This is a genomic window from Paenibacillus sp. 7523-1 (genome assembly GCF_002276415.1).
Classification (GTDB): domain Bacteria; phylum Bacillota; class Bacilli; order Paenibacillales; family Paenibacillaceae; genus Paenibacillus; species Paenibacillus illinoisensis_A.
Window position 1 is genome coordinate 31,026 of record NZ_NPBR01000028.1, and the last position, 12,502, is coordinate 43,527.

The window sequence follows — 12,502 nt, forward strand, 5'->3', positions numbered from 1 at the left end:
GTCATTATGATATTATCGAAATGATAACAAACAAAAATGATAATGTCAATATGACATTAATGAATTCCTAAAAAAAAAGAAAAGACCCATCTCTTGGCTGCAGCCTTAAGACAGGTCTGTATTTCATTGCTTCCCTATTTCAATATAGCAGTTCCATCATTCTGGCGACGACAACAGCACCTTGTGCACGGTTAGCCGTCTGTTTGGGAGCGAAGTTTCCATCGCCCATGCCCTTCAATAAACCTAACTGCTGCATGGATGACACGGCTTGCTTCGCATAACCTGAGATACCTTCGTTATCCCTGAACTCCGCACCAGTGGATACATCCAAATCGGACGTTTCATCATGCTTCACAGCATTCATGGCACGTTCCAGTATAACCGCCATTTCTTCACGGGTAACCCGTTCATGCACTCCAAAAGATCCGTCAGGGCGTCCCTGAATAATGTTCATCTCCGAACCAAGACGAATCGAATCTGTATACCATTGTCCTTCGGATACATCATTTAGCAAATATCCGTTTTTGTTCGGAATATGAGACTCACCAATTCCCTGAACAACCATATGCAAGAACTGGGCTCTGGTCAGCTCACCCAACGGCTCGAAACGGTCACCGGACATCCCGGAGACAATTCCTTTAGCATACAAACTCTTCACTTCATTCACTGCCCAAGAGTGTGCTTGTATATCCGTCAGAGGCACATTCACCTCTCCAATAATGAATGAACCGGATTGAAGCGGCTTGAATGTCATGACCTGTGCAGAATCATCAAATGCGGAATACAGGACTGTCTTCATCTGACCATCTGGCGATATGGATTGAACTATGGGAACTGTATTCGCTGTCGCCGGTTTAGCTATACCCGCAAATGCGACCTCAATAGCTCGACCCGTCCAAGGCAGCACTTTGCCATCCACCAACAGTTTGACATCGATAACGGAGTGATTACCAATCACTGCTTTTTGCTGCTCGGACAGATTCGCAGTGGACCCCTTCGATATCACCACATCCAGTGTTTTGGCGGTCGATGCATGGATCTCCTGAAGTGATTTCATCGGTATGCGTACCGAAGTCTGGCCCACTCTCAGCTCCAGTGACTGTAACGCCTGCGTCTGAACCCATGCTCCGAGTGAACTCACAGGCAATTGGAATGTGACTGCTTGGTATGGCTCAGCAATGTCTGCAACCAAACTCAACTGCTGGTTACCTGCTTCCAGCCCTTTAGCTAATTGAACCAGCTGCTGTTCGTTCAGTGAAACAGAATACTGATCTTTCCCGGTCAAAACTCCTTTGATTAGGGTAGAACCCTTTTCGGTCTGAAGTTCCGTTTCAGGTGCAGGTACTGTAACCGCTGGATTTCCTGGTGAGGATGGCTGTGACGGTTGGACTGGTTGCAATGGTCCAGGTGTTGACTCCTGCCGGACCAACTGACCCATGGCTTCTTTTAATGCGCTGTCAGCTTCACTGATATTCTGAATTGAAGCTTCGTTATTGTCCATCCATTCCTTGGCAGTAGTCAGCGCTTCCACCAATCTGCTCCAACTCGCAGCCGTGTATTGATTTTGCTGAAGCTTGGACGCCGAGTCCACGGTCATCTGAAGAGCAGTTTTGTCTGCAGGAAATGTTCCATATGCCTCAAAATCCATGAATCCTACCCATGTCGAACCGGCTGTGATGGTAACCCGAATGTAACGTGCCTGAGTGTTTTCCGGCAGTATGTGTCTTGGACTGGTGGATACAACGACATCACTTGTGGTATCCACCACCGTGACATAATTTTCATTGTCTTCAGAGACTTCGATTCTGTATTTGATGCCTCCACTCCACATGGACATTTCTAACTTACGAATATTGGCAATGGTGCCAAGGTCCACCTGCCACCAGCTGCCTACACTTTGATCCGTTCCCCATGATGTATTCGGGTTGCTGTCAATCGCTCCATCAGGTGAGTTGCTCTGTCCGCCGCCCGTTCCTGCACTGGTGGAGGCTGTTGCTGTCTTTCCTGTTGTTAAGGCTTCGAGTTGAACAAGGTCACGACTGGCTTGCTGAAGCTGTCCCATTGCTTGATTGACTTCAGACTGGATAGCATCGGGTTTGTCTCTTACCACAATGGCTGCCTGCAGCGCCGTCTGCAAAAGGCTCCAGCTTCGGTAAGTATACGATGATTCACTCTGCTGCTGAGTCTCTTCGATGAGCTGTATAAGCAGAGTCTTGTCTACATCGGACAATCCCTGAATGGCTTTCTCCAAATGGATCACTACCTGATTCACTTCGGTCTGGGTCGCTCTTGGATCAGCAAGTACTTGTTTAGCCTTGGCGAGTGCTTTGCTGAAAACGGTCCATGTTGCGGTAGACCAATCTGCTTCATGATATGATTTTGCTTCTGCAATTTTGCCTTCAAGCGCCTTCCGATCAGCCGGAATAACTTCAAGCTGCTGCATAACAGCTTCGAGTGCTGCTGCAGCTTCATCGGTCTCCTGTTGTGTCAGAACCTCTGAAGTATATGCTTTGTGATATGTGTCCTTCGCTGTCTGAATGGCTGGTGCCAGGGTTATCCAGCTAGACGGCGTATAATCAGAAGCCACCATTTCACTCCCACGTTTAATGGCTGCCCATAATTGCTGGCGGTCTACAGGCAGGGTATCCATCCCTCGTTTGTACACATTCAGTGACTCCAAGGCACGACCTTCGAACGAGTACCCTCCATTGGCAGGATATTCATCATAGTCAAACATGGCATGGTTCTCCCACGCGTCTCCCTCTGAAGCAATCCAACCCACATTGGCGGCAATCCATGCCGGCTCCCAGTAGAAAAAGCCCGCTCCGCGGCCATCAGGAACTTCTGCAATCATATCCATAATGCCGGCGATGGCATCATGCTGACCTTGCACCGTAGCCGGGAAAGTCGCTCCTCCCACATTCAGCGCCTCTGGACTTCCAATGATGTTGCCATGGGCATCTCCATTTTTGTAGGAAAACGGATATGAGGTCTCGGCAATGATGACTTCTTTTTTATATTTGTCGGAGACAGTATTCATCGTCTGCCGTACGTCTGCGAAGGTCCCATGCCAGAACGGATAGTAGGATAAACCAATGATGTCATAATCCAGTCCACGTTTCTCCACTTCTCCAAAGTACCAATCAAACAGTTCCGGTTTGCCGCCTTCTGCCAGATGAATCATGATCTGAACCTGATCTCCACCATCAACAGCCCGCACCCCATCTACACCACTCTGCAGTAAGGCAACATTCTCATCAAAATTCACATTGCTGTTCAGGCCATTCAGAACACCGCTGTTAATTTCGTTCCCGATCTGAACCATGTCCGGCATGGCGCCCGACGATTTCATCTCACCTACGACCTCAGACGTATAATTGAATACCGCCTGTTTCAGTTCTTCAAAGGATAAGCCCTCCCATGCCTTCGGCCTAAGCTGCTGACCTGGATGAGCCCACTCATCGGAATAATGGAAATCTAGCAGGATCTTCATTCCCTTTTCCTTAACACGTTTAGCTAGTCGAATTACATCATCTTTATCATTATACCCACCTGACTTTTGTGGATCATTCCACAGTCTGACACGAACATAATTGACGCCGCGGTCCTTAAGGATGTCGAGCAGATCCCTTTCCGTCCCATCACTGTCCAGATATTTACCGCCATTGTCTTCAATTGCCGTTAAGGTTGAGATGTCCACTCCACGTACAAAATCATTCCGGTATCCCCCAACCTGAATATCAGCTACCGGTTGAGTAGGCGCTCCATATACATCCCCCGTAACAGTGAAGCTTCCAGCGGAAGAATACTGAATCGGATCTATCGCGTTCCATGATACGGGAACATCTGCCGTCTTTCCATTTGAATAATGAGCCTGCACTTCAGCAGGCATAACGGGTGCAACACCTTTTAATGTGGAAATAGAAATTGGTGCATACGATGTAATGAGTTCTGGCGTAAGCCCCTCTTCTTGCCCCCAGACTTTCAATTCGGCAATGCCTGGCCACCAATCTGGACCAGCATAATATGGAATCGTAACCTTCACATACCTCACGTCGTTAGCCTGAAAACTCACCTTCGCGATGTCTTCTGCTGTTTCGTTCGTTCGGTGATCCGCTGCCGTTGTCCATTGAGCGCCATCTGCTGACACTTCAACATGGTACTTTACCACCTGGCCTTTATCTTTCCATGTCACTTCAGCTCCCGATACCTGGTACGTTCCTCCCAGATCGACCATTAACCAATGAGGCTGTTCTGCTTCATTCCTGCTGTCTGCACTCCATTTGGTATCGGCGCTGCCGTCCACGGCATTTTCCTTGTTGCCATTGTACTGCAGATCCTCTGCACTCACGGTAACCTGTTTATTCAATGCAACGTTTACCCCTGCTGCCCCAGCCGGACGTACCCAGAAGCCCAACTCACAGAACAGCATGAGTAAGACCAGGCAGCCGCTGATGTATTTCTTGTTCACTCTTGATCTCCCCCTTTTTCGATTGACTGAACATGATTGAATCATTGATGAAATCTATATTATTGTAAGCGCTTCACAGTAAGCCGGAACACGGCATTTTCCAAAGGAAACAGCAGTTATTTCAAACAATTTAATATCTGTGCTGCTGGCCGAACCATTCGAACCATGAAGTCGTTCTGCTCCCCCTGTCTTAAAAAAAAGCCTTGACGCAAAAAAACCTGCCCCTTTGCCTACGGCATCTGGGACAGGCTTTACTATCTATATTATTCCTTCCGATGAAATCGGATCAACAGTAATCCTAATTTGAATTAGGATCCGTGTCTTAACCGTTTCATGAACAAATCACTTATTTGTCAAGCTTCAGTTCCAGTTGGACCTGAATATCATTCTCTGTGGATAATACAACAGAGTGAGGATTCTCCATACCGAAGTCTTCGAAAGTCACCGTCGTCGTGGCAGACAGCAGTACCTGATCATTTTCATAGGCAGCCTTTGCATCAAAAGTAACCTCTTTTTCGACACCTTTAACCGTAAGGGTACCGTTCATTTTAAAATCCACGGTTCGTCCTGCAGTCCATTCCGCGGGCATACCTTCAAAAGAAGTGGCCGTAAAAGTCGCTTGCGGATGTGTGCTAACATCGAAGAAATCAGCTTCTTTCACGTGACCATCGCGCTGACCGTTACCCGAATCAATTCCGCTCATCTCAATCTGACCTTCCGCTTTCATCTGGGAAGCATCGTCCAAATTAATCGCCCAGGTTCCACTTACCTGCTCGTCCACAAAATTGACGGTCTCCTGTGATGTCGTTACCGAGAAATATACCTTCGAGCCTTCGCTAATGGTCCAATCCCCGTTTAATTGCTCCGAGCTTGCTGCTTCATTTGCAACCGTTGTACCAGTGCCTGCTTCCGTTGTGGATGCTGCAGTGCTTGCTGGTAGTACCTGCTCAATAGCTACGTTGTTCCCCATATAACTGTTAGCGACATAGTAACCTCCGCCCCCAAGAATTGCGATTGCAGCGACGCCGGATATCACCCATGTTTTTGTCTTTTTATTCATCTCTATCTCCTCCAATTGGTCATTGTATATGTTGGTTGTTGCAAGAATCTTATCAACCCAATGTGTCAGGATGACGTCAAAAAGGATGAAAACCTCATTCTTTTCCTGAAAATATTTGCCTAATTGGCTTTAAGCCCTGGCTCATGTAAAATCAGTACACAAGCTTATGTCGTGAAAGGAGACACCTTCTTGAAATCCATACTTATCGTTGAGGATGAGCAAGCAATTGCGCGTGTGCTGGCTGCTTATCTGAGAAAAGCGGGTTTTGAGGTCCGTCATGCCGCAGATGGACCCACTGCTCTCACTTTATTTGATTCTGACGTACCCGCCCTGGTTCTGCTCGATGTCATGCTGCCAGGGATGGATGGTTGGGATCTGCTGAGAGTGATTCGCGAAAAAAGCCCTTGCCCTGTCATTATGCTAACGGCACTAGACGACATTCAGGACCGTCTCAACGGGCTGAATGCCGGTGCCGACGATTATATGAGCAAACCCTTCGTGCCGGAGGAAGTGGTTGCAAGAGTTAATGCCGTACTTCGCCGCAATCCACATTGGACAGCAGAAGGGGAAGGTAAACGTTATTTCGGCAATCTGGTCATTGATCTGGCAGCCAAACAGGTACTGCTGAATGGTGCAGAAGTGGCGTTAACGCCACGCGACCTGTCGCTGTTGATGTTCCTATCTGAATATCCGAATCGAACGTTCACCCGGGAGCATCTCATTGAACAGGTATGGGGCATGGACTATGACGGAAGTGACCGGGCTGTGGATCTTTCCATTAAACGGTTGCGTCAGGCCCTCTCCCACTGGCTGCCAGAAACAGGAGAAATCCGGACTTTAAGGGGAATGGGGTATCAATTTTGGATCGCAAACTAAGCCGTAAAACGCCTAAACGAAAAACATCCATTCTCTCCTATTGGACGCTTCAATACTTTCTAATCCTCTGCATCGGCTTCATCATTATTGTTGCGGGGGCACTCTACTGGATCAGGACCACTTCCCTGGAGAAAGGTCTCAAAACCGCTGAGCTTCTGGGGCTTGAAATTGCGGAGAAGGTATCCGGGACTGAAAACAAACTGCACATCCCTCCTGATCTGGATCGATTGGTGGACAAGCGTACCAAGCTTTTTAATACCGATAATCATTTTTGCATCATGATTCTCGACAACAACAATCAATTGATCTATTCGAACCCGAAAATGACCCAGCAGGAAGTCTACACTAGACTGTCGGATGATCTGTCGGAGCCGCGAAACCACAAATTTGCGGGTGTAACCGTCAATGTAGTGGATGCCGACCAGACGCTTGGTAAAGTATGGGTGCTGCAGTCCAAAAAAGCCATAACTTACAGTCCCGACACTCTGCTGATCGTAGGTCTGCTGTTTGCTGCTCTCATTCTGTGTGGCTGGTTTACAATCTATCTTCTGTCCCACAAACTGTCCAAACCCATTCGCCAGGTTGCACATGCTGCAGAGCAGATTCGAACCGGAAATTATGATGTAAACCTGAATCTGGACACCAGGGAGCAGGAATTGAATGAACTCGTCCATTCTTTTCGCGAAATGTCCCTGCGATTACAGCAGCTGGAGGAATGGCGTAATCTCTCACTGGCAGGGGTTACCCATGAGCTAAAAACCCCGGTCACCTCCATCAAAGGACTGGTTATGGCCGTTCGAGATGATATCGTCAGCCCGCAGGAAGGCAAGGAATTTCTCGATATCGCATTAAAAGAATCCGAACGTATGGAACGCATGGTGGCTGATCTCCTGGACTATAATGCCATGAGTGCAGGCAGTGTTGCCGTACGTCATGAGCGCGTTGATCTGAGTCTGCTGGTTGGGGAGATTATTTACCAGTGGAAAATCGCTTACGAAGATCAATCACCGGAAGTGGCAATGCATGTACCTGCGGGGGCACTGTATACGATCGGTGACGCATTGCGGATTCAGCAAATTATCGTCAATCTGCTGAATAATGGTTTGCAGGCCACAGCTTCGGGGCAAACCACGTTGTTCGACATTCGCCTGCGAGCTGAAGAACACGATCTCTACGTAGACGTACAGGACAACGGAACAGGCATAGCCGAGGAAGATCAATCCAAAATATTTGAACGTTTCTACCGCGGCGAGCTCAAGAAGCTTCGGTCTCGGGGATTGGGACTTGGGCTCACATACAGCCGCCTTCTCGCTCAAGCACAAGGTGGAGATCTGACCCTCACCTCAAGCAGCCCAAAAGGAAGTCAGTTTACGCTGAAACTGCCACGCTGGAAGACACCTGAAGCAACAACTCCGGAAAAAGCTTACCGTTCACCAGTAAATGCTTAGAACATCTTAAACAGCAGAACAGCCCGGCCCGGTTTCCTGAATGGATTCCTGGCAGGGCTGTTTCGTTATATCTTTACATTTTGTTTATCGGACAATAATGTTTCGGCTCAGCTTCTATGTAGATAATAATCGCGGCATATACTCATCATATGCATCAGCTATCAATTGTTCATGCAATGGACTGTCCGTAATAATCGCTTTCCGTTTGGCTTTGAGCACAATCTGCTCCACATCGGCGTAACTGCACCCTTTTAACTGCTTGCACATATAGGTTTTCAGGTCTGGCTGATGCTCAAATTGTCCAACCAGTTTGTTGATATATCGCTGCCTGCTCTCTTCATCCGGCATGCCATACGTTATTTTGGTATCAAATCGACGCCATACGGCATGATCCAGTTGGGTTTCCAAATTGGTGGCTGCCACAAGTACGCTATCGCCTTCGAATTCATCAAGACACTGCAGCAAGGTGTTAACTACCCTGGCCATCTCTTTCACTTCATCATTGCTCTCCCTGGTGCGGCCAATGGCATCGAACTCATCCAAAAACAGGACACAGGGATTCAGGCGTGCATACTCAAAAAGTTTGCGTACATTCGTAGCCGTCTCTCCCAAATGACTGTGAATGATGGCGTCCAGTCGTACTAAAACCAGTGGGAGATTAAGCCGGGAGGCCAGGTAGGATGCCGTTAATGTCTTCCCGGTACCGGGAGGACCAAACATAACCAATTTGTTTGGCATGGAAACATCATGTTCCACAAAGCGTTCCTTCATGCCGAGAATGGTCAGGAATTCCTCAATGACACGCTCGTTCTCCTGTGAGAAGACGATGTGCTTCACTTTGCGTGTGCACTCTTTCGGTGAATAAAAAGCAGCCATATCTATTCCCTTGGCACGGGGAATACGGTTCATATGATTTGTTTTGCTCATGTTTTGATAACTCTCCTTCGTTCATGCCAGGAGAGTAAATTGCGAATCTCCAAGCCTAAAGTAATTGATGTTTAAGAAACCGAATAAAGAGGTCACGATCAACTAAGATTTATAATCGTCACTTTAAACGACTTATAAATAGTTTGTTGTGAGTTAGTGGTGAGTTTCTTATTTGAACTTCAACTTAATCGTAATTATTACTATTTAATCATAGCATACGACCACCTTTTTGCAAAGTCAGTCTTCCTCCCTCGCGCAAAAAGCTTTTGTATAGGCATTGCACATGTTGCATGCTTTGCCCAAATTTGCTATTCTGAAAGTGCATCGTTGTGTATAACGCAAATAAGCCCTCTTTATTAAGAGGACAAAATGTTCCGAACTTCAAGCGGCAACTTGAAAAAAGTCGGACTTATCTTAATACCAACGAATGTAATCTAACTCAAAGTGAGGTTATTAATCATGGCAAAAGACGTATTGTGTGAAGTAAATTCCTGCGTTCACTGGGCTGAGGAAAACAAATGTAATGCTGATTCGATCTATATCGTGAGCCACAGTTCTCAAGAAGCAAGCAAGTCTGCTGAAACAGACTGCAAAACCTTTGAAGTAAAATAAAAACTTTACCATTGTTTTAAGTTAAAGGAGCCCTGGCCGGTTCCTTTTTCTTTTTGTATTGTAACAAGAATGATAATTATTATCAAGCCTTTTTGCCAAGTTCGTTATTCCCCTGTCAGGATGCACATAAAGGAGGCTGCCCACGTAAACTACGAGAGCAGTCAATCTGCCCATGAACGATTAGATCCAAGAGGTGAATAACGATGCCTGTTAAAAGTGGCAAGCAGTACATTGAACGAATCAATTCCCAGACTGTCCCCTGCTGGTATAAGGGAGAACTCATTACGGGTAAAAGATCAGAACATCTTGCTTTCAAAGGCCTCATGGAGACACAAGCGCAACTCTACGACATGCAGTCAGATCCACGGCTTGCAGGCAAGATGACGTACGAATCCCCCGTAGACGGTAAACCGGTGGGACTATCGTTTCTGCCGCCCACCACAGTTGATGATCTGCGGAAACGCCGTGAAGCGATGAGTGTCTGGTCAAACGCTCATCACGGGTTTCTGGGTCGGTCACCCGATTATATGAACACGGCCATCATGTCATTCTATACTGCAGCGGATCTCCTTAACGACTTATCTCCGCAGTACGCTGAAAATCTGAGGAACTACTATGCCTTCTGTCGTGACAATGATATTACCCTCTCTCATGCTTTTATACAACCACACGCCAGCAAAATATCCGGGCAGATGGACGCTACCGAGGATGCAATCGCAGCCAAGGTGGTTGAGCACACCAAAGATGGCCTTATTATCACTGGGGCATTCATGATGGCTACACAGGGTGCAACTTGTGACGAAATTTTTGTATACCCGTCTCCCTCACCTGCCCCATTTGACGACGAGAATCCATTCGCCTTTGCATTTGCCGTACCTAATGATCTGCCAGGCATCACCCTCGTTTGTCGGGATACCTATGCATCTGAATCACGCTTTAATTTTCCGCTCAGCTCCAGATACGAAGAAATGGATAACATCGTCATTTTTGATCATGTCTTAGTGCCACATGATCGGATTTTCTTTGCCGGAAACGAAGAAATGTCCTCGCGTCTATTTAGCGGAAGCAACTTCCACATTCACGCGGGACATCAAGTGTTATGCCGATATATTGCCAAAACTGAATTCATCCTGGGAACACTTCAGTTGCTCACCGATACGCTTGACCTTGCCTCTGAAGCACACGTCGTTGAAAAAACGGCACGTGTATTAGCCGGACTTGAGTCTCTTAAGGCCTTAGCCATCGCAACTGAAGCTAGTGCCATCCCTGATGGTAGAGGTTTTATACTTCCTGCACCACAGCCACTGATGGCTGCCAATATTCTGTATCCGAAGCTGTATCCCGAGATGATTGAAATTATCCAGTTGATGGCTTCAAGCGGGATGATTATGGTGCCTCAGGAGGAAGAGTTCAAAACGGATGCAGCAACACATTTGGACATCTACCTGAGAGGAACGGATATGACAGCACAGCAGCGCACTTCCCTTTTCCGTTTGATCTGGGAGCTAGGTGCAGGTTCATTCGGTGGCAGACAGACCCAATTCGAACGTTTTTTCTTCGGGAACAGTATTACCGTATCCAACCGCTTGTACTCAACCTATTCTGGAGTAGACACGTACCGTCAGCTCGTTAGCCATTTTCTGGCAGACACGCATCGTTAATTTCTGTTCGCCCAAGAGGCAACGTTTTAAATCAGATGGTCATAGACTGTCATCAGTTCAGAGGCTGGTCTGCTGATATCCACGTCTCTTAATGCAGGCTGGTCTCCGTAACCGATATGAAAGACTCCTACTACCTGCTCTTCACTGGTTAAGCCCATCAGATTCATAAAAACGGGGTGCTGCTGATAATCATTCATTTTCCAAACGGCATGCAGTCCCTGTTCTGCTGCCAGCATGGAGAATCGCCTGCTCCAGGCTTTTGCAGGCAGCATATGATCCTCTTGACTGCCCGTTGGTGCAACGACAATCAGATGCGCAGGGATGGCTTCTGTATATTGATATGCGGCCCAGTCACCATATCGGTCTGCCAAGTGAGGAGGATAGCTCTGTCTGACTGCTTCCAGATAGAGCTGGCGCCCTTCTCCAGCAAAAAGCATAAATCGCCAGGGTTTAGAGCTCATCACGTACAGAGAAGGGTCTGCCTCATCCAGCAAACGTCCAATCACCGACTGTGGTACCGGAAGTGGGCTGAATTCGCAGCTACCTGCTCGCTTCTTGCCACTCCCCAACTGATTCACACCGGTTAACATTGTATCGCTCCTCCTTTATCTTCACTTTCTGTCAGACACTCTCCTTGCAGATCTACATGAGCCAGTTTTTCTTGGGCTCCACTTCACTTCTTCTTCGGTCAACTTCCTCATGTATCCGGGCTTTGTCACGGGAGGTGAAATGTTCCGTTTCCGAATGTTCCGTTTGTGGGATACTGTCACGTACAAGCCTGATGTAATCCATTGAACGAATCAGGGATTGACGTCCCGGAATGAATCGAATTTTACGACCTTCAAGCAAACAGTAAATTTCAATCATGCCAGGCAGCTTCCCAAAGGCTTCCCAGCAAAACACACTGGCCATATGCTGAAAAGCTTCAACTACGTTTGGATCGTGGACCACCATGAATTTTTGAAGCAGCAGAGAGTCCCACCCTTCCGGTTGCCAAGCTGTCTGGACAATCATCGACAAGTGCATGGAAAGTGCAGGAACTTCGGTTTTCCACTGTTCAAACAGGATCATGGGATGCTTCAAATCATCGTTCATGGCAATTGCCAATGATAGTTCATCAATGACTTTATTTTTCACATCCCAGTAATGAAGGATGGAGTCGAAACCTGCTGCCTTTTTCGGCCACCACTTTTCCAGCAGATATTGTACCGGAACCTCCTTGCGCACATCCGGGTCCATACTATAAAAGGCATTAACCGCATGACTGACCGCATACTGAACGCGGTGTCTCCATTGCAGCGGGGACCGCTCCGCAGGCGCCGATTCTGGGCGAATGAATCGATGCGGGCTGCGAAGCATCTCCTCCAATTTATAATCCTCAAGCAGTCGCTCCGAATGTTCCGTACCTCTCGGTTGAACGGCTGCCTGAACATTAGGTTTCAACATA

Annotated in this window: 9 protein-coding genes; 4 read left to right on the forward strand and 5 right to left on the reverse strand. The window is 47.4% G+C overall.

What is annotated here, in order from left to right:
* Nucleotides 1–139: 139 nt before the first annotated feature.
* Both CHH60_RS26000 and CHH60_RS26005 read right to left on the reverse strand, forming a co-directional pair.
* Nucleotides 140–4,471 carry a glycosyl hydrolase 53 family protein gene (locus CHH60_RS26000; RefSeq protein ID WP_176476215.1) on the reverse strand — a complete coding sequence of 1,444 codons (4,332 nt, stop codon included), beginning with the start codon at nt 4,469–4,471 and terminating at the stop codon, nt 140–142.
* Between the two features lie 346 nt (nt 4,472–4,817).
* Nucleotides 4,818–5,531, reverse strand: a complete 714-nt coding sequence (locus tag CHH60_RS26005) for a YceI family protein (protein WP_095361847.1) — start codon at nt 5,529–5,531, stop codon at nt 4,818–4,820.
* A 189-nt stretch (nt 5,532–5,720) separates the two neighbouring features.
* On the opposite strand from CHH60_RS26005, the gene CHH60_RS26010 reads away from it, so the two are divergent.
* Together CHH60_RS26010 and CHH60_RS26015 are read left to right on the forward strand one after the other, a co-directional pair.
* Complete coding sequence (locus CHH60_RS26010; protein WP_095361848.1) at nt 5,721–6,407, forward strand: response regulator transcription factor; 687 nt, start codon at nt 5,721–5,723, stop codon at nt 6,405–6,407.
* On the forward strand, nt 6,392–7,855 hold the full coding sequence (locus tag CHH60_RS26015) for a HAMP domain-containing sensor histidine kinase (protein WP_095361849.1): 1,464 nt from the start codon (nt 6,392–6,394) through the stop codon (nt 7,853–7,855). The genes CHH60_RS26010 and CHH60_RS26015 overlap by 16 nt, the downstream gene beginning before the upstream one ends.
* Before the next feature lie 114 nt (nt 7,856–7,969).
* Here CHH60_RS26015 and CHH60_RS26020 read toward each other — a convergent pair whose 3' ends face one another.
* Nucleotides 7,970–8,782 carry an AAA family ATPase gene (locus CHH60_RS26020; RefSeq protein WP_095361850.1) on the reverse strand — a complete coding sequence of 271 codons (813 nt, stop codon included), beginning with the start codon at nt 8,780–8,782 and terminating at the stop codon, nt 7,970–7,972.
* A 459-nt stretch (nt 8,783–9,241) separates the two neighbouring features.
* Between CHH60_RS26020 and CHH60_RS26025 the strand changes: the two genes are divergently transcribed.
* Together CHH60_RS26025 and CHH60_RS26030 are read left to right on the forward strand one after the other, a co-directional pair.
* Complete coding sequence (locus tag CHH60_RS26025; RefSeq protein WP_095292667.1) at nt 9,242–9,394, forward strand: DUF1540 domain-containing protein; 153 nt, start codon at nt 9,242–9,244, stop codon at nt 9,392–9,394.
* Nucleotides 9,395–9,597: 203 nt separating this feature from the next.
* Nucleotides 9,598–11,055, forward strand: coding sequence for a 4-hydroxyphenylacetate 3-hydroxylase family protein (locus tag CHH60_RS26030; protein ID WP_095361851.1), 1,458 nt, complete (start codon nt 9,598–9,600; stop codon nt 11,053–11,055).
* A 26-nt stretch (nt 11,056–11,081) separates the two neighbouring features.
* On the opposite strand, the gene CHH60_RS26035 is transcribed toward CHH60_RS26030, so the two are convergent.
* The gene (locus CHH60_RS26035; protein ID WP_095361852.1) at nt 11,082–11,645 is read right to left on the reverse strand and encodes a nitroreductase family protein; all 564 of its coding nucleotides are present in this window, start codon (nt 11,643–11,645) and stop codon (nt 11,082–11,084) included.
* A 52-nt stretch (nt 11,646–11,697) separates the two neighbouring features.
* On the reverse strand, nt 11,698–12,501 hold the full coding sequence (locus CHH60_RS26040) for a hypothetical protein (protein ID WP_095361853.1): 804 nt from the start codon (nt 12,499–12,501) through the stop codon (nt 11,698–11,700).
* Between the last annotated feature and the right edge of the window lies 1 nt (nt 12,502).

Coding starts and splice junctions, on each gene's coding strand:
- CHH60_RS26005 (WP_095361847.1), bottom strand. CDS start 5,531: ATGAATAAAAAGACAAAAACATGGGTGATATCCGGCGTCGCTGCAATC.
- CHH60_RS26020 (WP_095361850.1), bottom strand. CDS start 8,782: ATGAGCAAAACAAATCATATGAACCGTATTCCCCGTGCCAAGGGAATA.
- CHH60_RS26025 (WP_095292667.1), top strand. CDS start 9,242: ATGGCAAAAGACGTATTGTGTGAAGTAAATTCCTGCGTTCACTGGGCT.
- CHH60_RS26030 (WP_095361851.1), top strand. CDS start 9,598: ATGCCTGTTAAAAGTGGCAAGCAGTACATTGAACGAATCAATTCCCAG.
- CHH60_RS26035 (WP_095361852.1), bottom strand. CDS start 11,645: ATGTTAACCGGTGTGAATCAGTTGGGGAGTGGCAAGAAGCGAGCAGGT.
- CHH60_RS26040 (WP_095361853.1), bottom strand. CDS start 12,501: ATGTTGAAACCTAATGTTCAGGCAGCCGTTCAACCGAGAGGTACGGAA.